21 protein-coding genes and 1 pseudogene are annotated in these 19,681 nt (G+C 61.3%); 9 read left to right on the top strand and 13 right to left on the bottom strand.

Features of this window, described 5'->3' with window-relative positions:
• Position 1 precedes the first annotated feature (1 nt).
• From V0R62_RS10480 to V0R62_RS10495, 4 genes and pseudogenes are all read left to right on the top strand, one after another.
• On the top strand, positions 2–1,603 hold the full coding sequence (locus V0R62_RS10480; protein WP_330103671.1) for an ABC transporter ATP-binding protein: 1,602 nt from the start codon (positions 2–4) through the stop codon (positions 1,601–1,603).
• 1,163 nt (positions 1,604–2,766) lie between these two features.
• Positions 2,767–3,012 (top strand): hypothetical protein, encoded by a 246-nt coding sequence (locus tag V0R62_RS10485; RefSeq protein ID WP_330103672.1) that lies wholly within the window; start codon positions 2,767–2,769, stop codon positions 3,010–3,012.
• Between the two features lie 198 nt (positions 3,013–3,210).
• Positions 3,211–3,480: a DUF3077 domain-containing protein gene (locus tag V0R62_RS10490; protein WP_062363628.1), complete on the top strand. Its 270-nt coding sequence runs from the start codon at positions 3,211–3,213 to the stop codon at positions 3,478–3,480.
• Positions 3,481–3,653: 173 nt separating this feature from the next.
• Positions 3,654–4,094 (top strand): annotated as a pseudogene (locus tag V0R62_RS10495) (GNAT family N-acetyltransferase); the annotation flags it as partial.
• A gap of 340 nt (positions 4,095–4,434) precedes the next feature.
• On the opposite strand, the gene V0R62_RS10500 reads toward V0R62_RS10495, so the two are convergent.
• The 5 genes from V0R62_RS10500 to V0R62_RS10520 form a co-directional block, all read right to left on the bottom strand.
• A complete protein-coding gene (locus V0R62_RS10500) occupies positions 4,435–4,821 on the bottom strand; it encodes a response regulator (protein WP_330103673.1) in 387 nt (128 codons plus the stop codon).
• A gap of 163 nt (positions 4,822–4,984) precedes the next feature.
• Positions 4,985–5,389, bottom strand: a complete 405-nt coding sequence (locus tag V0R62_RS10505) for a DUF7878 domain-containing protein (RefSeq protein ID WP_330103674.1) — start codon at positions 5,387–5,389, stop codon at positions 4,985–4,987.
• A gap of 26 nt (positions 5,390–5,415) precedes the next feature.
• Entirely contained in the window at positions 5,416–6,579 is a 1,164-nt protein-coding gene (locus V0R62_RS10510; RefSeq protein ID WP_330103675.1) for an AAA family ATPase, read from the bottom strand.
• A gap of 82 nt (positions 6,580–6,661) precedes the next feature.
• A complete protein-coding gene (locus tag V0R62_RS10515; RefSeq protein WP_330103676.1) occupies positions 6,662–7,978 on the bottom strand; it encodes an APC family permease in 1,317 nt (438 codons plus the stop codon).
• 281 nt (positions 7,979–8,259) lie between these two features.
• On the bottom strand, positions 8,260–9,072 hold the full coding sequence (locus tag V0R62_RS10520) for a LuxR C-terminal-related transcriptional regulator (RefSeq protein ID WP_062363637.1): 813 nt from the start codon (positions 9,070–9,072) through the stop codon (positions 8,260–8,262).
• 122 nt (positions 9,073–9,194) lie between these two features.
• Between V0R62_RS10520 and V0R62_RS10525 the strand changes: the two genes are divergently transcribed.
• Positions 9,195–10,010 carry a carbon-nitrogen hydrolase family protein gene (locus V0R62_RS10525; protein ID WP_330103677.1) on the top strand — a complete coding sequence of 272 codons (816 nt, stop codon included), beginning with the start codon at positions 9,195–9,197 and terminating at the stop codon, positions 10,008–10,010.
• A gap of 63 nt (positions 10,011–10,073) precedes the next feature.
• Here the strand turns inward: V0R62_RS10525 and V0R62_RS10530 are convergent, their stop codons facing one another.
• From V0R62_RS10530 to V0R62_RS10540, 3 genes are all read right to left on the bottom strand, one after another.
• Positions 10,074–10,616, bottom strand: a complete 543-nt coding sequence (locus tag V0R62_RS10530) for a hypothetical protein (RefSeq protein ID WP_330103678.1) — start codon at positions 10,614–10,616, stop codon at positions 10,074–10,076.
• 118 nt (positions 10,617–10,734) lie between these two features.
• A complete protein-coding gene (locus V0R62_RS10535) occupies positions 10,735–11,607 on the bottom strand; it encodes a contractile injection system protein, VgrG/Pvc8 family (RefSeq protein ID WP_330103679.1) in 873 nt (290 codons plus the stop codon).
• Between the two features lie 187 nt (positions 11,608–11,794).
• Entirely contained in the window at positions 11,795–12,898 is a 1,104-nt protein-coding gene (locus V0R62_RS10540) for a polyamine ABC transporter substrate-binding protein (RefSeq protein ID WP_186733918.1), read from the bottom strand.
• 138 nt (positions 12,899–13,036) lie between these two features.
• Between V0R62_RS10540 and V0R62_RS10545 the strand changes: the two genes are divergently transcribed.
• On the top strand, positions 13,037–13,828 hold the full coding sequence (locus V0R62_RS10545; RefSeq protein ID WP_330103680.1) for a helix-turn-helix transcriptional regulator: 792 nt from the start codon (positions 13,037–13,039) through the stop codon (positions 13,826–13,828).
• Positions 13,829–13,875: 47 nt separating this feature from the next.
• Here the strand turns inward: V0R62_RS10545 and V0R62_RS10550 are convergent, their stop codons facing one another.
• Both V0R62_RS10550 and V0R62_RS10555 read right to left on the bottom strand, forming a co-directional pair.
• Entirely contained in the window at positions 13,876–14,307 is a 432-nt protein-coding gene (locus V0R62_RS10550) for an MAPEG family protein (RefSeq protein ID WP_330103681.1), read from the bottom strand.
• Positions 14,304–14,618 carry a DUF2834 domain-containing protein gene (locus V0R62_RS10555; protein WP_330103682.1) on the bottom strand — a complete coding sequence of 105 codons (315 nt, stop codon included), beginning with the start codon at positions 14,616–14,618 and terminating at the stop codon, positions 14,304–14,306. Before V0R62_RS10555 ends, V0R62_RS10550 begins: the two co-directional genes overlap by 4 nt.
• 112 nt (positions 14,619–14,730) lie before the next feature.
• Here V0R62_RS10555 and V0R62_RS10560 point away from each other — a divergent pair, with 112 nt between their 5' ends.
• Positions 14,731–15,555, top strand: coding sequence for a helix-turn-helix domain-containing protein (locus V0R62_RS10560; RefSeq protein WP_330103683.1), 825 nt, complete (start codon positions 14,731–14,733; stop codon positions 15,553–15,555).
• A 45-nt stretch (positions 15,556–15,600) separates the two neighbouring features.
• Here V0R62_RS10560 and V0R62_RS10565 read toward each other — a convergent pair whose 3' ends face one another.
• A complete protein-coding gene (locus V0R62_RS10565; RefSeq protein WP_330103684.1) occupies positions 15,601–16,953 on the bottom strand; it encodes a spinster family MFS transporter in 1,353 nt (450 codons plus the stop codon).
• Positions 16,954–17,274: 321 nt separating this feature from the next.
• Between V0R62_RS10565 and V0R62_RS10570 the strand changes: the two genes are divergently transcribed.
• Positions 17,275–17,469: a hypothetical protein gene (locus V0R62_RS10570; RefSeq protein WP_330103685.1), complete on the top strand. Its 195-nt coding sequence runs from the start codon at positions 17,275–17,277 to the stop codon at positions 17,467–17,469.
• Positions 17,466–17,798, top strand: coding sequence for a low molecular weight protein tyrosine phosphatase family protein (locus V0R62_RS10575; RefSeq protein ID WP_330103686.1), 333 nt, complete (start codon positions 17,466–17,468; stop codon positions 17,796–17,798). Before V0R62_RS10570 ends, V0R62_RS10575 begins: the two co-directional genes overlap by 4 nt.
• Positions 17,799–17,805: 7 nt before the next feature.
• Here V0R62_RS10575 and V0R62_RS10580 read toward each other — a convergent pair whose 3' ends face one another.
• Both V0R62_RS10580 and cynS read right to left on the bottom strand, forming a co-directional pair.
• The gene (locus tag V0R62_RS10580) at positions 17,806–19,029 is read right to left on the bottom strand and encodes an amidohydrolase family protein (protein ID WP_330103687.1); all 1,224 of its coding nucleotides are present in this window, start codon (positions 19,027–19,029) and stop codon (positions 17,806–17,808) included.
• Between the two features lie 172 nt (positions 19,030–19,201).
• Positions 19,202–19,672, bottom strand: a complete 471-nt coding sequence (gene cynS / locus V0R62_RS10585; RefSeq protein WP_330103688.1) for a cyanase — start codon at positions 19,670–19,672, stop codon at positions 19,202–19,204.
• Positions 19,673–19,681 lie beyond the last annotated feature (9 nt).

The raw sequence follows: 19,681 nt of genomic DNA on the forward strand, positions 1-19,681 counted from the left end.
CATGAGCCAAGACACCCTGATCGAAGTCCGCGACCTGGCGGTGGAGTTCGTCACTGGCGAGCAGGTCAACCGCGTGGTCGACGGCATCAGCTTCGACATCCGCAAGGGCGAGACCCTGGCCCTGGTGGGTGAAAGCGGCTCGGGCAAGTCGGTGACCGCCCATTCGATCTTGCGCCTGCTGCCCTACCCGCTGGCGCGGCATCCTTCCGGCACCATCCAGTACGGCGGCAAGGACCTGCTGCACCTGGGCGAGAAGCCCATGCAACGGATTCGCGGCAACCGCATTGCGATGATCTTCCAGGAACCGATGACCTCGCTGAACCCGTTGCACAGCATCGAGAAGCAGATCAACGAGATCCTGTTGCTGCACAAGGGCCTCACCGGCAAGGCCGCCACTGCGCGCACGCTGGAGCTGCTGGAGCTGGTTGGTATTCCCGAGCCGAAGAAGCGCCTGAAAGCCCTCCCCCATGAACTGTCCGGTGGCCAGCGCCAGCGGGTGATGATCGCCATGGCCCTGGCCAACGAACCCGAACTGCTGATCGCCGACGAGCCCACCACGGCGCTCGACGTGACCGTGCAGTTGAAGATTCTCGACCTGCTCAAGGAGCTTCAAGCGCGCTTGGGGATGGCCCTGCTGCTGATCAGCCACGACCTCAACCTGGTGCGCCGCATCGCCCACCGCGTGTGCGTGATGCAGTGCGGCAAGATCGTCGAGCAGGCCGATTGCGCCACGCTGTTCAGCAAGCCGCAGCATCCGTATACGCAGATGCTGATCAACGCCGAGCCCAGTGGGGCGCCTGCCGCGAATGCCGAAGGGGCGCCGTTGCTGGAGGTGAAGGATCTGAAGGTGTGGTTCCCGATCAAGAAGGGGCTGCTGCGCCGGACCGTGGACCATGTGAAGGCCGTGGATGGGGTGAACTTCAGCCTGCCCCAGGGGCAGACGCTGGGGATCGTTGGCGAGAGTGGGTCGGGCAAGTCCACCTTGGGACTAGCCATCCTGCGGTTGATTTCCAGCCAGGGTGGTATTCGCTTCCATGGGCAGAATCTTGAAGGGCTGAACCAGAAGGCCGTGCGGCCGCTGCGGCGGGAGATGCAGGTGGTGTTTCAGGATCCCTTTGGCAGCCTGAGCCCGCGCATGTGCGTGGCGGATATCGTTGGCGAAGGGTTACGGATTCACAAGATCGGCACACCGGCTGAGCAGGAAGCGGCGATTATTGCGGCGTTGGAGGAAGTGGGGCTGGATCCGCGGACGCGGCATCGGTATCCCCATGAGTTTTCTGGGGGGCAGCGGCAGCGGATTGCGATTGCTCGGGCGTTGGTGTTGAAGCCGGCGCTGATATTGCTGGATGAGCCGACCTCGGCGCTGGATCGGACGGTGCAACGGCAGGTGGTGGAGCTGTTGCGGAATTTGCAGGTTAAGTACAACCTGACTTATCTGTTTATCAGTCATGACCTGGCGGTGGTCAAGGCGTTGAGTCATCAGTTGATGGTGATCAAGCATGGGCAGGTGGTGGAACAGGGGGATGCAGGGGCTATCTTTCATGAGCCGAAGCATGGGTATACGAGGCAGTTGTTGGAAGCGGCGTTCCTTGAAAAAGAATAAACAAATTAAGTATTTATACCGACATGCACCACATAACACTAATCCTTATGCAAGTCATTCCGACACTTATTACAACCACCCTTAGCCGTCAACATCAGCAAAGACGCAAGCGCAGTATCGGCTGACCGATTACGTGGACTTACAACCAACCCCAAGCAATCAACCTAAATTTGTCAACTGACAAAATTACCAGTTGCAGCCCAACAACCATAAGCATCTACTACACTCTCATTCACACTCACCGAGGTGTATCATGAGCACGGAAAAACCAGATGAGCAAGAATTTTCGGATAAATCTGAGCCTCCGATTAAACCGGAAAATCCAGAAAAACCTGCGTCCAAAGCAGTCAAATAAGCAGTGAAACGCAGAGTCATTGGAACACATTTTTGTCGGCAATGCAGCCCAAGGAGGGTTAGCGCAAAAATTATGTGGACCAGCACAAATAAAGGCATCAGACAGGTTGGTTCGGGTAACTCACAGCCGAAAGAGTGAACGGAAACACCCCTTCCCTAGCGCCAATGAGATGCCCGCTTCTGAGCTACTGGACAGGGTCTGTCGTCAGACAGACCCTGTAAATAGTTTTCATTTAAAACTTAAACCGATGCGTCAAACCCTTAAATCCGAGATTTACCACTAGATGCTCAACACCATTAGGCCAGCCTAATTTCATAACCACCCCAAAAAAATAGCTAACTATAATTCAAAACCTACTCACCCCCAACACTTCCAACAACACTGGCGGCACCCTCACTCTTGCAGCCAGTATGAAAATCATACAGAACAATCCGACTCCAACCCTGGGCAGTTCAGCATCACACCCAGTCGAGGTTAACTCCACCTCGCCCACCCGAGTTTGTACCGCCAGCAAAAAATCAGAATTTACATCTTTCTTGTAGTCCATTTCCCAAAGATACTCCACCCTCATAATTTCCGTTGCGATCACGCTGCCAGCACTCTAGTCTCGGCAAGTCGCTGCATATCAGCGATCGGCTTTGACAGGCCGCGACGCGACACCTGCACTGCTTGCCCTTTATGGCGGCTGTGCATGGGGCACGCTTGCGTGCGCCGGTTTTTGTGTCCGCCGGTCTGTCAACCTATGCATAGCTGCCACCTACCTGTTTGACAGCAGTCCGGTAGCGGCCCCATCAAAGGGCACAAAACCATGCTGAAGATAGTTCCCGATCCACCCCACAATCACCACTCCCTCGAAGACACCATCATCCAGGCCACGGAGTACGCCCTGTGCGCGCAGACTGTGGCGCATCAGGCTGTACTGCTGCATCCCAAGTCGCCCGTGTCGATTCTGGTCATGGCCGTGATGCATGAAATGGAGGCGCTGCGGGTGCTGCTCGAATCGGCGTTGATTCAGGTGCAGATGCCGCAGGTGGAGCCTCGGACGTTGCACTAGGGCTTAAGTCATTTGTTGGCTGAGCTGACGCAATCGCGGGGCAAGCCCGCTCCCACGCTGTAATCCAAACACGCTGTGATCCATCGCTGCGATCCACGCGCAGCACCCCACATGCGCCGTGATACATGTACCCGTGGGAGCGGGCTTGTCCCGCGATTGCGCAAGCCCAGGCACCGATCATTTCAGGGAGATTGAGCAATGAGCACAGACGACACCACGCCCCACACCACGGTGGGCAAGACCAAGTTCTACCAGGGTGAAGGGCATACCGACCCGCTGTTCTGCATCGAACCCGGCATCCCTTGCCAGCACGCACGGGAACAGGCTTCGGAGTTGATGGGCTGCGTGTGCGACCTGACCATCACCGGGATCATGGAGGAGAAGCCTCAGCTGATCTGGGCATCGTATTACCTGAGCGCGCTGGCCAAGGCGCTGATGGATGATGCGGAGTTGGGGATGAAGCACTGACCTCTGGGTACATGCGGACTTTGTAGGAGCGGCCTTGTGTCGCGAAAGGGCCGCAAAGCGGCCCCCGGTTTCTGATATGTTGCGAAGATTGCTGGGGCTGCTACGCAGCCCTTTCGCGACACAAGGCCGCTCCTACACGGGCTAGGCTTTGGGCATAAATTCGGGATTTCTCCATGGAATGTCATATCCGCCGCGCTCAGCGCGAAGACGCAGAAGCCATCAGCCGCATCGTGATCACGGCATTGCGCGAATCCAACTCGCAGGATTACCCGGCAGAGGTGATCGCCCAGGTCGAGCAGAGCTTTTCACCTGCGGCGGTCAGTGCATTGCTCGATAGCCGAATGGTATTCGTAGCAGTCAACCAAAACGAATTGCTGGGGACGGCAAGCCTGGATGGCGAGGTTGTCAGGACAGTGTTCGTCGCTCCAATCCATCATCGGACAGGTGTCGGCAAACGGTTGATGGAGACCGTTCATGCTGCAGCGATCAGGGCAGGTGTCACGGCACTGCGCGTTCCTTCATCCATCACCGCCCAAGGGTTCTACGCGCGGCTGGGGTATCGGAAGCTTCGTGATGAATTCCATGGTATGGAGCGCACCATTGTCATGGAAAAGTCCACGCTGACCATGACGGAGACGGCCCTCGCGATTAACGTTTCTTGCGAGCATCTGGCAAAGCTGCTGGATGAGGGAGCAATCCCCCATGCCAGCGCTGAAGGCGAACGGGCTATCGCGTTCTCCGAGCTGATTGCCTACAAGGACAGGCATGACAAGATTAACCGGGCCGTAATGGATGAACTGGCCACCCAAGCTCAGAACCTAAGAATGGGTTACGAGTGAGTCATTTCGAAAGCGAGTCACGAAATACTACATGGTTTCGCACGAGAACGTAGTGTTCGCACTGGCTTTATAGGTAGTCGCACGGCAAGCTCCCGCCGACCCGCCCGTTAAAATCTCAGGTCTTGCTGGAGTTGAAAATTTTCTCGATTTTCTCTTGCAGCTCTGTAGCGGATACTGGCTTGATTACATAGTCATTGGCACCTGCGATGAGATCCTCACCTATAAGTGATTGCTTAGGTTCAGCCAAAACCATCAACGCCGGCAGTTTCTTGAGCCGCTCATCAGCACGTAACTTAAGCAATAAATCAGCGCCGAACATGTCTCGCAATGGATCCACTGCAATCAGAAAATCAAAGGATTCGCTTCCAAGGCGCGAGAGAGTAGCAGTACCGTTTTCTGCCTCTGAAACATTGGTAAAACCCAAATCGCCCAGGGTACGTTTGAGAATAGTCCGCATGGTGTAGCTGTTCTCAACGATCAGGATTCTCATGTTCTTGTCCATTTCAACCTCCGCAAGCCCCTCAAGGATCTGCGCCACCTGCTCGCAGTTGAGCTGAGACTAAGAAGTAGGACAGCCCTATGCAACTGACAAAAATAACAGGGTGGGTCTACGCCACGAACGGATCAAGTACGCCAATAGATGCGCAAGCGCCAGCCATCGGACATCAGGGCGAAACGGCCTGCAGGCGCTGCTCGATCACCTGCATCAAACCATGAACATACCGCTCGAAACATACGATAGCCTGCTCCAACGTCACTTCAGGACCTGGCTCGCACACCGCCCAACAGGACCATAGTGAGAAGACCGATCTGGCATGGCAGTAGCGCAGCGCGATGATCGGCTCCTCTTCTTCGTCCATCGAGGCGTAGTAGAAATCCTGAGCCCCACAGGTGGCCACGGACGCCAGCCATTGCGTCACCACGTTCGCCAATTCGAACAGCAGGCAGAACTCCACCTGCAAGAACACCCGCCCCTGCACTTCAATGCTTAGACGGCCTTCAGTAAAGGCCGCCGTGTTGTAGCCCGACATGTCGTCCGGCAATGTGAGCAATTCAAAGTCTATCTTCATCGGTGTTCGCCTGCCCTGAACGTCTATCAGCGCTTACCCAGCATCGCCTGGCGCTCCCGCCAGATCTCCTGCACGAACGGATCGGTCACGCCATACAGGCCATGCCCCCGGCGAATGATCAGGTTCGCCGCCAGCAACTCATTGGCCACCGGCTGGATTTCTTCCACCCGCACTTCACGCCCCACGAACGTCGAATACTCCCCTGCCGCCTCGCTGGAAAACACACCCCGTGTCTCGCCATCCACGGAGGCGATCCGGGCGAAAATGGCCTGGGCCAGCACGCCCAGTTCCTCGACCTTCATCAGCTCCAGGTCGGCCGCCGCCGAGCGCAGCGTGGCCGCGATCACCGGCAGCACCACATCCGCCCCGGAACCGAGGCTGGGCGAGTGAATCAACTGACGCAGGGCACGGATGAACTCTTCAGGCCGGCTGCCCAGTGTCTTGAACGCCTCGGTCGCCACCTCCAGCGAGGGCAGGTTGTCGAGGCCATCAGCGGCAAGCCGCTGGAGCCAGAACGCGACATAGCCCTCGTCCAGCACCGGATAAGCCACGTTGGTGGCGCCGGCAAACGCCTGGTTACGCCGGGCGGTCAGCTCGTTGACCATGGCCCGGTGCGAGCCGGTGCCAATGAACAGGAAATGCCCAGGCGTCGCGGGCCTTGGGTTGATGGCGTCACGTGCGGCCTTCAGGGCCAGCATCATCTGCTGCCCGTCTTCTGTGGTGATGGCATGCTGCACTTCGTCGACGATCAGCACGACAGTCGCCTTGGCCTGGTCCACCGCTTCGGTCAGCGCTTCGGCGAGTGTCACGCCGCCTGCTTCACCCAGGGTATCGAGGTTGAAACCGAACTTGAAACCGGCCAGCTCCACCTCGGCGCCACGCACGCGCCTGAGACGCTGCATGAACGACGAGGTCGTTGTCTGCAGTTCGAGCAGGGCTTTGCGCACGGCAGCCAGCACCAGCTTCACCGGGCTTGTCTGGGTGTCACTCCACAGGTCGACGTAGATCACCAGTGCGCCCTGTGCCTCCAGGGCCGGGATCAGATCGTTCTTGAGGAAGGTGGTCTTGCCCGTCCGGCGCAGGCCGGACAGGAACAACCCGGAACGCAGGCCGATATCCAGTGCAGAGGGCTTGAGCAGTTGCCTGGCCATATCGGCCGCCAGTTCCGGGCGCAGGAAAATGTCAGCCATGGGTTTATCCTGAATTATGAGTTACCAATAATTATTGGCCTGGAATAATTCCGTGTAAAGCCGCGGTGGCTTGCGCAACACCTCAAGACTCAACCTCCATCAACCCCGGCGTGGGCTTGCTGAACCCCGCCGTCAGCCACATCAGGTACAACCCGCCACACACCAGCCAAGCCACCCCGGCCAGTATCACCACCGTGCTCAGCAGCGACAGCAGATACAGGTTCACCCCAATCGCCAGCAGCGGAAACACCACGAACCCCACCCCACTCAACCGCTGCTTGCGCCGCTCACGCCGGTAGTACGCAATCACGCAGACATTCACCGCCGCAAACGCCAGAAACGCGCCGAAGTTGATCAGCGAAGCGGCCGAGCTCACATCCGCGCCGATCCCGATCAACCCCAGCCCGGCAATCAGCAGCAGGTTGAACACCGGCGTGCGCGCCTTGCCCTGCAGCTTGGCGAAATAGCGCGGCGGCAGCACACCTTCACGCCCCATGAAGTACAGCAAGCGGCTGGCGCTGACCTGCACCGCCAGGCACGAAGCGAAGCCGGCGACGATGCCGCCAAGGTTGACGAAGTCGGCGAAGAACTGCCCACCCACCTCGATCGACAGCGCATAGGTCGCAGTCTCTGGGTCGGCGAACTGGCCGCCGGGGTGGCTCAGTTGCATCAGGTAGGCCACCGCCGTGAACAGCAGCCCGCCCACGCTGATCACCAGCAGCACCGCCCGGGGGATGTCGCGCTTGGGTTGCTCGGCCTCCTCGGCCAGGGTGGTCACGGCGTCGAACCCGAGGAACGAATAGGCGGCGATGGCGGCGGCGGCGGTGAGGCCGGTCAAGGTGCTGTGCTCGTTCCATACGGGGTGGATGAAGCCGACCTGGGGCTGGCCGGCCACATAGCGCAGGCAGTAGCCAATGAACAACAGCACCAGGGCCACGCTCAGGACCGTGAGCACTTTGTTCAGGCGGTCGGTCAGGGTCATGCCGCTGACAGTCACCGCCGTGGTCAGGCCGATGTTGATCAGCAGCCAGCCCCAGGTAGGCACCTGCGGGAACTGGGCGTTAAGGAACACCGACTGCAGCAGCCAGGCCACCATGGGCATGAACAGGTAGGCCAGCAGCACCGCCCAGCCGACCACGAAGCCGCAGCCGGGGCCGAGCAGGCGCTTGGCGTAGTAGTAGGCCGAGCCGGACACCGGGAACAGGCGCGACAGCTTGGCGTAGCTCAGGGCCGACAGCAGCATGGCGCCGGTGGCCAGCAGGAAGGCGCTGGGGGCGATGCCGTCGCTGCGTTCGGAGATCACGCCGAAGATCACCATGGCCAGGCTCGGGCACATGTAGGCCAGGCCGAAGACGGTCAGGGAGGTCAGGGAGAGTTTTGCGGGGGTGGCGTCAGGCATGGGTGGCCTCCTGGCGCGCAGGGGCGATGCCACGGGCCGGGCCGTGAGCGAAATGAGCCATGGGTCATCCTCTTGTGATTGTTCTAGGAAATTGCCCAGCCGGTCTGGCTGCGCGGGGGCGCAGGGACGGCGTGCACAGCAAGTTACTCGGGGGAAGGCACCGGCTTTGCCGGTGATCGCGGGGCCAGCCCACGCCTACAAGGTGCAGGGCCAGTATGCGGATCCCCGTGCGGATTCCTATAACGTCGAAGGATTAACCTGGGGGTAATGGCCCGGGGGAATCACGGCGCCGGTTGCAGGCTGGCGAGGTCTTCACCGGCCAGGAACAGCAGCGAGAACAGCTCGCTCTGGGAGTTCACGTCCAGCTTGCGGTACACGTTGCGGCGATGGACCTTCACCGTCTCGGCCGACAGCTTGAGCTTGATGGCCGTCTCCTTGTTCGAATGCCCCGACAGGATCAGCCGCACCACGTCCAGCTCCCGCGCCGTCAGCACCGACTCCAACTGCCGCCGTGCTTCGTCGCGCCCCTGGGCCAGGCCCAGCGCGGGCTTGGCCGGTGCGCGCTCGGGCAGTTGCTCGAAGTGCAGGCGCTGGCGCAGCAGGCCGATCAGCCAGGGGCGCACCAGCTCCAGCTGGGCGATGGCCTGGGCGTCGAAACGTGAGCGCCCGCCCAGCGACAGGCACAGCGTGCGCCCATCACCCAGGGCCAGGTTGAACTGCACCTCGTCGGCGACCACGTTGTGGGTGAAGTACAGGCGGTAGTAGTCGGTCTGCTGGAACTGCTCCGGGGCCACGTCGGCCAGGCGCACCAGGCCGGTCAGCGGCCGCTCGCGGCTGCTGATGTAGAACGGGTCGAGCAGGTACAGGCCGTTGGCGTACTCGCTCACCAGCGGGTCGATGCCCTCGCGCTCGTAGGGGCTCTGGTCGAAGATCAACGGCTTGTCGTGGCTGAACAGCAGCGCCACCCAGGTATCCACCTCGACGAAGTCGCCGAGCAGCGTCGCCAGGGTGCGCCAGAAGCTCGGCCGGTCGAGGTGCTCGATGCATTGGCCCACACCCTGGTGCCACGAAAGATCCTGCAGGCTCAAGCTCATGACTACCCCCGGGTTAACCCGTCGAAGTGATTGTTTTGCCAGTGATTGTTTTCATACTTGCACCACCCTTCGCAAATGTCACTCGCCCGCGGAAGGGTCGGGCCCAGCGAGACGGATTGCCCATGAAGATCGAAGTGGTACAGACGACAACCCGCGACGGCGACACCGCCCACAACCTGCGCGGCATCCTCGAGGCCCTGGGCCAGTGCGCGCCGGACACCGATATCCTGCTGTTTCCCGAGTCGCACCTGACCGGTTTTCTCACTGAGGACGACGTCGGCATGCTGTCCGAAGCCATTGATGGCGATGCCGTGCAGGCAGTGGTCGCGGCGGCGCGCCAGCACAATGTCGCGGTGGTGCTGGGGCTGTACGAGAACGACGGCGGCACGTTCTACAACACCACCCTGTTCATCGCCCCTGAAGGTATCCTGCTCACCTACCGCAAGACCCACCTGTGGTTGCCGGAGCACGGCATCGTGGTACCGGGCGACCGTTTCGCCACCGTCGAATGGCGCGGCGTGCGCCTGGGCCTGTTGATCTGCTACGACAGCGAATTCCCCGAGACGGCGCGGGCGCTGAAGGCCTTGGGCGCGCAGTTGATGCTGATCACCGATGGCTTGGCCGAACCGGAGGATCATGTGCATCGGGTGTCGGTGATGGCCCGGGCGATGGAGAACCAGGTGTTCGCCGTGGTCGCCAACCGCGTGGGCGATGGGCCGGATGGTTGCGTGTTCGTGGGGGCGAGCCTGGCGGTGGACCCGTATGGCCGGACGTTATTCGAGGCCGGGCGTGGCGAGTCGCGGCATAGCGTGATCCTGGACCTGTCGCTGATCGGCAAGGCCCGCGCCTTCCATGACTACAGCGCCAACCAGCGCATCCGGTTGCCGGGTGAGCGGATAGAACATGCCAGTGGTGTATGGGAGCTGGTTATCGATTAAAGGAGAACACGACAGGGCAGGACGCAGAAGGATTGCATGGGGACGTACAATCGGCTCCATGCATCAACGGCCTTTCAATGCCTCCCCCGTCGCCACATCAAAACGGTAGATGGTGTCGTAGAAATCCACGACCTCCACAAGGTCAGGCGCCAGCTGAAAGCGCCCGGTGAAGATGTCGGCACCCATGGCCTTCCAGACGACGTAACCCTCAAGGGACAAACACGTGATTTCCAGCTCGCCGTGCGAAATCAATGCACGCTGCCGCGCTGCCCAATAGAGACCGAAGCACGTCGCCATATCCACCTTGCGCGACCAAAGCAGGTCATGGGGAGGGGGCAGCGACACGCAGGCAACCTGGTTGCCCACGGCCAACAGCAGCTTGTCGTCGATCACCAGCGCCGACTGTGCATGCACTCCTGTCCCGCCTCCGCCGGCACCGATCACCAGCAGGCCGGTGTCGTCCAGCATCACGCCCTGAACCGATGACACGCCATCGTCGCCCAGGATGATTTCCCGCGCATAACACCGGATATTGTCTGTGGAGTCGAACGTGTAGGTCGGCTCGTCAACGACGGTAATCACGCCATATCGAGAGTCGATGTTCATCGGTGTGTCCCACCGGGGGGCAGGGAATCGTCAGCCATGGGTTTATTCGCAATTATGGGATGCCAATAATTATCGGCCTGGAATAGTTTCGGATAAAGCTGCCGTGGCCGGAATGAGGCTATCGGCAACACAGGCACCCACTGACCCGCGGCTGGTCAGGATCGTTTCCGAGAAACGAGACCATCACCTCCATCCCCGTTCGCGGAGGCGTGACCGCACAACACCAATCGGAAGCCACCGACAGCCAGCAACAGCTCTTGTCGTCGAACCTGTCCTCAGGATCCCAGGGAAATTTGACCTGAATCCGGGCAAGGCGCCGATCACACCGGCTCTCGTCATCCTCCACGGCAATGACCACGGCGGTCTGGTTCTCCACCACCCGTGGTTTGGCATGAACCAGGGGCGGACGATAAAGCACGCCCCACGGCAGCACCGCCTGGCCATCGGCAAACACCAGCACATGGCCTTGGGCACTGTGCTGGAAATGAAAACGGATGCCCTCCTCTTCACACAAGCGCTGGACGAAGTGCAGATCCGTTTCGCCATACTGGGTGCAATAGTCGCGCTCGGGGTAGCTCGCACTCAGCTCGAAGCGATAGGCGTCTCCCACTATCCCATGCTCTTCCAATATCAAGGCGACGATCCTGGGCACCGAGAACTGTTGAAAGATCCGCTGGTTGATGCGATGGCGCAGGTAGGACAAATGCGGCACCAGGGTCAACCTGTAACGCGCCGAACACGGGGCCTGCCCCATCGGCGCGATGTGGTAGATCCGCCCATGGATGCCATTGCCGTTCCTGTCAAAGCTGAAGAACGCCTCGAGGTCGAGGAAGCGTTCGAGGTCCAGGTCAGGCCATTCGCTGGCCAGTTCCACGTTGTAAAAGAAAGGCCTGTTGGCCACCGCTTCCCCGGTGTAGCCGAGCACCTGGAAATCGTGCTCCACACCTTCGATCGTCAAGTTCAAGTGTGTCTTATGGGCTGGGCTGAACATCCGCTGTTCTCCTCCGGCTCAAGATGAAATCAGGTGCGCAAGACCATCGCCCGCCTCGGCTGAGCAGCCGGATATCGCGAGACGATGGTGTTCGCTGGTGCTTGAAGCAATCGGCCGCAGGCAACCTTGGTCAACGCGCTGTCCGGGACTCCCTTGCACCGGGCAGCGGGCGACACGTCAATTCAGGTCAAACGCCACTCTTCACCTTGGTCCAGACCCGCGTGCGGATCCGCTCCAGTTTCAACGGCAACGGCTCGAGCGGGATCAACGTGGCAACCGTCTTCTTGTCGGGGTAGATCCACGGGTTGTCCCGAAGGGCCTGTTCGACGAACTGGGTGGCGTCCTTGTTGGCGTTGGGGTACAGGGTATGGTTCGAGGTCTTGGCGATCACTTCCGGGCGCATCATGTAGTTGATGAACGCCATGCCTGCCTTGGGATGGGGCGCATCCTTGAGCAGCACCAGGTTTTCCGACCACACCAGCGCGCCTTCGCGCGGCAGGCTGTAGCCGATCCGCCGCCCGGTGTTGTTCTTCTCGTTGAGGGCCTGGGCGGCCAGGGCGCCGTTGGCCCAGCCGACCACCGCGCAGATATTGCCGTCGGCCATGTCGGTGTCGATGCGCGACGAGTCGAAATACAGCACGTAAGGGCGGATCTTCATCAGCAGGTCTTGCGCCTTCTGGTAGTCCGCCGGGTTGCTGCTGTTGCTGGGCAGGCCCAGGTAGTTAAGGGCAATCGAGATGATCTCGCTGGGCGAGTCGAGCATCGCCACGCCACAGGATTTGAGCTTGCTGATGTTCTCTTCCTTGAAGATCAGGTCCCAGCTGTCCACCGGCGCCTGGTCGCCCAACGCGGCCTTGACCTTGTCGATGTCGTAGCCGATGCCGGTGGTGCCCCACAGGTAGGGCACCGCGTAGCGATTGCCGGGGTCGTTGACCGCCAGCTGGGCAAGGATATCGGGGTCGATATGCGAAAGATTACCCAATTGCGCGCGGTCCAGCGGCTGCAGCACGCCTGCCGCGATCAGGCTGGGCAGCACGTTGGAAGTGGCCACCACCACGTCATACCCGGTGCGCCCGGCCATGACCTTGCTCTGCATGATGTCGGCGCTGTCGAACGCGTCCATGTGCACGCGGGTGCCGGTTTCCTGCTCGAACGCCTTGGGCGTCTCCGGCGCGAGCAGCCCGAACCAGTTGTACAGGTGCATCCCGGGCTCGGCGGCCAGCACCGAGGTACTGATCCCCGCGCAGAGCAGCGAGGCCGAAAAAAGGGTTCGCAAACGTGACCTTCTCATGCAACATCCTTATCGAATCGATGTATCTTCACGGCCATCCTAGGCCCAGTGAGCGACTATACCGGGCAGGACCGGATAGTAAATACCTCGGAATACTTACCTCTGACCCGCGAATGCCTAACCCAAAAGGGGTAGTTGATGCCGTTCGACCTGCAAAGCCTGGCCTGGCACCGATCGATCGGCAAGCTGATCATGCAGCTGGACCGTCCGGCGTTCTGGAGTTCGCTGGTTCGGGTGTTGAACGAGTACGTGCAGATCGACAACTGGGTGGTATTGATTTTCACCAACCAGCAAGTGGAAGTGGTGAGCCTGCCCGAGGTGGCGGATGCCGAAGAGGTCAACGCCTTTATCCATCGTTATGTGAAGGGGCTCTACCTGCTGGACCCGTTCTACATCGCCAACCGGGAAAACCCGCAGAGCGGTTTCTTCCACCTGCTGGATATCGCGCCGGAGTACTTTCTCGAAACCGAGTACTACCACCAGTACTTCGCGCACTACATCTCGGCCGATGAGGCGCAGTACAACGTTCAACTCGACGCTGACCGCACGCTGTGCATCTCCATTGGCAGCAAGGCGCGCTTCAGCCAGGAGCAAATCACCATCCTCGACCTCATCAAGCCCTGGGTGACGGCCTTGATGCACCAGCGCATGGCCTTCGAGGTGGACGTCGAGAAGGACCTTGCCGAGGCGCCGCCCTGGCAGGAAACACTGACCCAGCTGGGCGCACAGATCACCACCCGCGAAAGCGATGTGCTCAGGCTGCTGCTGAGTGGCTTCTCCAACAAAGAGATTGCCGGGAAGCTTTCACTCTCGGCGGAAACGGTGAAAGTGCACCGCCGGAATATTTACGCCAAGTTGAACATCAAGTCGCAATCGGAATTGTTTGCTCGGTTCTTTATGCCGAAGCCGGATGCTTTCTGTACCAGTTGAATTCAGGCACCTTGCCTGCCACCGGCTGCTGAACGCCTCGCAGGCCTTCAAGGCGTCGATGCCAGCGCCTCGATGACCAAGGTCGCCAACCCGATCAAACAGATTACCCCCACGCCATAACTCACCGTCCGCCACGGCTGGATACCCGCCAGGTAAGTCACCGTATGCGACACCCTGGCCACGGTGAATACCCCGCTCAGCCAAGCCGTCATGACAACGGGCGCCTCCAGCACGACCGCCAGGCCGCCCAGCGCGAGGAACATCGGGATGTTCTCCAGATCGTTGCGCCAAGCCTGCATGGCCCGCGTGACCTGCGGCAGTTCCGCAGGGCAAGCCGAGCGTTTGAACACTGCCGCATCCTCGCTGTTGGTGAAGGCCAGGAAGCGCAGGCGGAAGTAGCCCTGGTAGCAGGAAATACCCAGCATCTTGAAGCACAGCACCACCACGCAGCAGGCATAGACCGCCAGGGCGGCGCTCATGCCCCGCTCTTCTGCGCAAAGTCCTTGACCACGATGTACAGCAGCGGCCCCAGGGAGACGAAAATTGCCGTCAGCAACAGATAGGGCAAGACCCCGAGTAACGAGCCGCCTCGCTGGCGCTGGTCGCTGACCATCCACACACAGCCCAGCCCGGCCATCACATACAGGTCGATAACGACCTGGGCCGTATCTGGCCGGGACAGCAGATCAAGGCCAAAGGCGACAAGTGATTGGTCCGCAATCATCAGGGTCCAACCGGTGTACAGGGTAAACAGCAGCAACACTGGCAGCGCGATCCATCGTGCGTTCATTGTCCGATTCCTACAGGGGCGATGTTGCCGTCACGGTAGTGATAGAGTCGTCCCCGCCTCAATGACCTCACAGGTCATGGACGCTTCAGCCAAGGACAGCCAGAGTCGAAGCATGAGCCCCACTCCCTTTCACCCCACGCAAACACCTGCCATCACCGATGCCGGAGAGCACCTGCGCCGCCTACGCCGCCAGGCCGGGCTCAGCCAGCTCGACCTGGCGCTGTTGGCCGGCCTGTCGCAACGCCACCTGAGCTGCGTCGAAACAGGCCGCGCCAAAGCCAGCCCCAGTACCCTGCATGCCCTGCTCAGCGCGCTGGATGTACCACTCGAGCACTGCAATGAAGTATTCCTCGCGGCAGGTTACGCACCGCGCTACATGGCCTCTGCACCGGACGCCCCGGCCATGAAGATGGTGCATGACGCAGTGGAGCACATCCTGCTGGCCAACAACCCCGCACCGGCCATCGTCATCGCCAGCAACTGGGACATCACTGCAGCCAATGCCAGTGCCGGGCTGTTGTTCACAATGGTCGGTGTCCCAACAAACAGCACCTCGGGCCTTAACCTGCTGGACACACTGCTGCGCCCGGGCGGACTGGGAGATCATCTGCTCAATGCCGATGAGATACGGGCGATCGCCTGGCAGCGGGCGGCCAGGGAGGCGGTGGGCAATCCTGACCTGGCGCGGCGGCTGCAAGGCTTGCCCACCCCGCCCACATTGGCAGCAGGCACGCCGCAATCACCTGTGGTGTTGACGCGGGTGCGGACTGCCGAAGGTGAATTGAGGTTCCTGTCCACCTTCACCACCTTCGGCATGCCACAGGACATCACGGTGGCGTCACTACGCATCGAACACCTGGTGCCGGCCGACGGCACCACGTGGCGAACAATGACGACGGCCTATGATCAATGGCTGGCTCAGCATCACCCACGATAAAACCGATAATGATCGAGCCGCAGCATCTGGCCGAACTACAGGGATTCAGGCCTGCGCGGCCTGCCCCGCCACCTCTGCGCCATCCAGCACCATGCCCTCGCGCATCCGCTGCGCATCCCGGCTGAAACACCGCGAGGCCGCCAGCAGGAACACCATGGTCAGCAACAGGGCCACAGGGATCAGGTACATCGCGTCATGCAGCCCCTGGGCCTTGAACGCCTCGCTCATCGCCACCTCGCCCGCCGCCGCCATGGCCGACACGGCAAAATGATCTGACAGCCCACCGACCACCACCGGTCCCAGGCCGCCACCCAGCAGGTACAGCCCGGCGAAGAACAGGGCCATGGCCGTGGCCCGCAGCCGCGGTTGCACCACATCCTGAATGGCGGTGTATACGCAGGTGTAGAAGTTGTACGAAAACAGCCAGCCGACCCCGAACACCGCCACGAACACCCCCAGTTCGATACGCCCGGCATGCAGCGCCCAGGCGGTGCACAAGGTGGCAGCCAGCATGCTCAGCGCGGCGAACACCAGGCGGCCATTGGCAAAGCGCTGGTGCACCTTGTCGGCCATCCAGCCTCCAAGGGTCAGGCCCACCAGACCGCTCAGACCGACGATCATCCCGGTGGCCACCGCGGCGTCGTGCAGCTGCAGCGCGAAGTAGCGCTGCAGCATCGGCACCATGAACGAGTTGCAGGCATACGAAGCGAAGTTGAAGGTCAGCCCCGCCAGCACCAGCCAGGCGAAGGTGGGCACGCTCAGCACCCGGCGCAGGGGGCGGTCCAGCGGGGCCTGGGCGGTGACCACCGTCTCCGCCGCGCCGCGCGCGGGCTCGCGGATCATGAAGATGAACAGCGCCAGCAGCACGCCAGGCACGGCGGCGATGAAGAACGGCGCGCGCCAGCTATCGAACGCCTGGACCATCGCACCGATGGTGAAGAACGCCAGCAGCAGGCCAAGCGGCAGGCCGAGCATGAAGATGCCCATCGCCCGCGCCCGCCGTCCGGCCGGGAACAGGTCGCCGATCAGCGAGTTGGCGGCCGGCGCGTAGCTGGCCTCGCCGATACCCACGCCCATGCGCACCAGCAGGAAGCTCCAGAAACTGCCGACCATGCCGTTGACCGCCGTCAGCCCGCTCCACGCCAGCAGGCCCCAGCCCATGAGCCGGCTGCGCGAGCCGGTGTCGGCGATGCGCGCCAGTGGCAGGCCGGCGATGGCATAGACCAGGGTGAAGGCGGTGCCGATGATGCCGATCTGGAAGTCGCTCAGGTGCCACTCCAGACGTATCGGCTCGATGACGATGGCGGGGATGGTGCGGTCGAAGAAGTTGAACAGGTTGGCCAGGAACAGCAGGAACAGAATGCGCCAGGCGTTGGACGCTTGGATGGCGGTGGGCATAGTCGGGTCCCTCGTTATCGTTGTTCGGGGTTCCAGCACGCCCTGCGCAAACTAGAGGGAGATGGCAAAGCGCGTCTGCCAACATTGATCGCGTTGATAGCGGACGATAGCCAAACCTTTCACCGCGACCATGACGTGCGCTTCTGTCTCCTTTCACCACTTTCGGCATGCCGCCTGATATCACGGTGGCTTTGCTGCGGATAACCACGATTGGCACTTGGGATTTGTGCACTATCTGGCCACCCTCCCGATTACCGTGTAACCTTCTCCCCACTCGTATTGCCGTGGCTGCTGAACCCGGTTATCCACGAGGAATCTCCCATGAAAAGATCTCGCGCCTGGCGACGCTCTCAGGCCCGCAAACATGCTCACCATCCTGCGGCGTGCCCACAGGTGTTCAAGCCAGAAAAGAACTGGAAGCTGCTCTATACCCGCGCCTCGAAGCTGGCAAGGGCGCGCCAGCTCGGCTTCAGCTATCCCATCCGCACCACTCGCCAACTATTGGACCAAGCGTGACCAATCTCCTGTTCGTCTGCAGCCGCAACCAGTGGCGCAGCCCCACCGCCGAGATGATCTGGCGCCGTCGCCCGGGCTTTGCCGCCCGGTCGGCGGGCACCAGCCCGAACGCACGCAAGCCGGTTGGCCCGGCGGACATTCGCTGGGCCGACGTCATCTTGGTGATGGAGCGCAAACACCAGCAACGCTTGCTGGCTCAGTTCGCACGCTTGCTTGAACACAAACGGCTGCATGTGCTCGACATCCCCGACGACTTCCAATACATGGACCCTGAGCTTGTGCTCATCCTGGAAGCAGCAGTGGCAGCGCATCTGGCGCAGGAACCGTAGCGACCGCTCAGAACACCACCGACCGGCGATGCTCGGCCGTCGCCACCACCCGCCCACGCTTGAGCACCGCCAATCGCGCCGGCAGGTCGAGGATCACATCGCAGACGCGCTGGGTATCCACCAGCACCAGATCCGCATCCTTGCCCACGGCCAGGCCATGGTCGCGCAAGCCCAAGGCCCTGGCCGGGTTGGTCGTGAGCATCGACAACACCGTGGCCTGGTCGTCCGCCCCGCCGAGGTGGCAGGCGGGGATGGCCAGTTGCGCGATGTTCAGCAGGTCGCCCGTGCCATAAGGGGTGAAGGCGTTGCGGATATTGTTGGTGGCCAGGCACACGTTCACCCCACCATCGCGCAATGCTCGCACCGGTGTCAGGGTACGGCGCACGTTGTGGCTGTCGCCACGGGCGCCCAGGTGCAGGTCGGTGGCCGGCAGGCACATCACGCTGATACCGGCTTCGCGCAGCAGCGCGACGATACGCGCCTGCCGCTCGGGCTCGACGGCCGCGAGGCTGGTGAGGTGGCCGACGCACACCCGCCCCTGGTAACCCTCGGCGATGGTCCGGCGGGCCACGTATTCGATGGTCATCTGCTCGGCGTCATCGGCGAAATCCTGATGCAGGTCGATGTCCTTGTCGTAGCGCCTGGCCAGGTCGAAAACGAAATCAATGTGCTCGTAGGGCGATACGTCGTTGTAGGGAATGCCGCCGACCACATCGGCGCCCTTCTCCATCGCCTCGACCATCATCGCTTTCATGCCGGGCAACTTGAGGATGCCTTCCTGGGGAAAGGCGACCACCTGGATATCGATGACATCGCGGAATGTCTCCCGCAGCTCCAGCACCACATCCAGGCCAGTAAAACCCTGGGCGGGGTCGAACTCGGCGTGGGCACGGACATGGGTGGTGCCGGCCTGCACCAGCGTGCGCAACACCCGGGTCGAGCGCTCGCGGATGTCTTCGCGGGTGAGCGTGGGCTTGAGCTCGGCGGTGACGGCGATCGCCTCCTTCAAGGTGCCGGAGCGGTTGGCCTTGCGCTGCATGACGTTGGCTTTTTCCAGGTGCAGGTGGCCTTCGACGAAGCCTGGGATCAGGACATTGCCGTTGCCTTGGATTTCCTGGGTTGCCGTTGCGGTGATCGTCGGGGCGATTTCAGTGATCTTGCCGTTGCGCACGGCCACATCCATCAAGGGTTTTGCATCGTCGATGCGGACATTTCTGAATATCAGGTCCATGCCGTCGTTTCTCGTGATCAGTCATTACGGTCGACACCCTGTACTCGCGATGTCGGACAACGCGGTGGATGGCACCGGCCTTGCCGGTGTTCGCGGGGCAAGCCCGCTCCTACAGGGGGCCAATAGCGGCCCGGCCACCCTGAGGCGACCGGGCCATGTCCCTACGGGTGAATCAGAACGGCTTGGTCGGCAGGTACTTGCCGTCCAGGGTGATCACGGCGCGGGAACCGCCTTCCGGGTCGTCGACCTTCTTCACGTCCAGCTTGAAGTTGATGGCGCTGATGATGCCGTCGCCGAACTTCTCGTGGACCAGCGCCTTGAGCGTGGTGCCGTACACCTGGAGCATCTCGTAGAAGCGGTAGATGGTCGGGTCGGTCGGTATGCCACCCTCGATGCTCCCGCGCAGCGGGATGGTCTGCAGCAGGGCGATACCATCGGCGTCTAGGCCAAGCTTGTCACCCACCACCTGGGCGGCGCTGGCCGGGAGCGGGTGCTGGCCCAACAGCGCGGCGGTGACGAAGGCTTCGGACAGGCCGGTGCCCTCGGTGATCTGGGCGAACGACAGGTCCTTGCGGGCCTTGGCCAGGAGGATGACCTCGCTCAGGGCAAGACGGGCGTTCTGGCTGATTTGCGACTGAATCATGGGAGTATC

Origin of the sequence: Pseudomonas carassii (assembly GCF_036324045.1) — a bacterium.
Classification (GTDB): Bacteria; Pseudomonadota; Gammaproteobacteria; order Pseudomonadales; family Pseudomonadaceae; genus Aquipseudomonas; species Aquipseudomonas peradeniyensis.

Excerpts from the sequence above, each read along its gene's own strand:
- V0R62_RS10530 (WP_330103678.1), bottom strand. The coding sequence starts at position 10,616 with ATGAACATCGACTCTCGATATGGCGTGATTACCGTCGTTGACGAGCCG.
- V0R62_RS10525 (WP_330103677.1), top strand. The coding sequence starts at position 9,195 with ATGAAGATCGAAGTGGTACAGACGACAACCCGCGACGGCGACACCGCC.
- V0R62_RS10505 (WP_330103674.1), bottom strand. The coding sequence starts at position 5,389 with ATGAAGATAGACTTTGAATTGCTCACATTGCCGGACGACATGTCGGGC.
- V0R62_RS10520 (WP_062363637.1), bottom strand. The coding sequence starts at position 9,072 with ATGAGCTTGAGCCTGCAGGATCTTTCGTGGCACCAGGGTGTGGGCCAA.
- V0R62_RS10480 (WP_330103671.1), top strand. The coding sequence starts at position 2 with ATGAGCCAAGACACCCTGATCGAAGTCCGCGACCTGGCGGTGGAGTTC.
- V0R62_RS10485 (WP_330103672.1), top strand. The coding sequence starts at position 2,767 with ATGCTGAAGATAGTTCCCGATCCACCCCACAATCACCACTCCCTCGAA.
- V0R62_RS10510 (WP_330103675.1), bottom strand. The coding sequence starts at position 6,579 with ATGGCTGACATTTTCCTGCGCCCGGAACTGGCGGCCGATATGGCCAGG.
- V0R62_RS10540 (WP_186733918.1), bottom strand. The coding sequence starts at position 12,898 with ATGAGAAGGTCACGTTTGCGAACCCTTTTTTCGGCCTCGCTGCTCTGC.
- V0R62_RS10545 (WP_330103680.1), top strand. The coding sequence starts at position 13,037 with ATGCCGTTCGACCTGCAAAGCCTGGCCTGGCACCGATCGATCGGCAAG.
- V0R62_RS10565 (WP_330103684.1), bottom strand. The coding sequence starts at position 16,953 with ATGCCCACCGCCATCCAAGCGTCCAACGCCTGGCGCATTCTGTTCCTG.
- V0R62_RS10580 (WP_330103687.1), bottom strand. The coding sequence starts at position 19,029 with ATGGACCTGATATTCAGAAATGTCCGCATCGACGATGCAAAACCCTTG.
- V0R62_RS10500 (WP_330103673.1), bottom strand. The coding sequence starts at position 4,821 with ATGGACAAGAACATGAGAATCCTGATCGTTGAGAACAGCTACACCATG.
- V0R62_RS10515 (WP_330103676.1), bottom strand. The coding sequence starts at position 7,978 with ATGCCTGACGCCACCCCCGCAAAACTCTCCCTGACCTCCCTGACCGTC.
- V0R62_RS10560 (WP_330103683.1), top strand. The coding sequence starts at position 14,731 with ATGAGCCCCACTCCCTTTCACCCCACGCAAACACCTGCCATCACCGAT.
- V0R62_RS10535 (WP_330103679.1), bottom strand. The coding sequence starts at position 11,607 with ATGTTCAGCCCAGCCCATAAGACACACTTGAACTTGACGATCGAAGGT.
- V0R62_RS10550 (WP_330103681.1), bottom strand. The coding sequence starts at position 14,307 with ATGAGCGCCGCCCTGGCGGTCTATGCCTGCTGCGTGGTGGTGCTGTGC.
- V0R62_RS10490 (WP_062363628.1), top strand. The coding sequence starts at position 3,211 with ATGAGCACAGACGACACCACGCCCCACACCACGGTGGGCAAGACCAAG.
- V0R62_RS10570 (WP_330103685.1), top strand. The coding sequence starts at position 17,275 with ATGAAAAGATCTCGCGCCTGGCGACGCTCTCAGGCCCGCAAACATGCT.
- V0R62_RS10555 (WP_330103682.1), bottom strand. The coding sequence starts at position 14,618 with ATGAACGCACGATGGATCGCGCTGCCAGTGTTGCTGCTGTTTACCCTG.
- cynS (WP_330103688.1), bottom strand. The coding sequence starts at position 19,672 with ATGATTCAGTCGCAAATCAGCCAGAACGCCCGTCTTGCCCTGAGCGAG.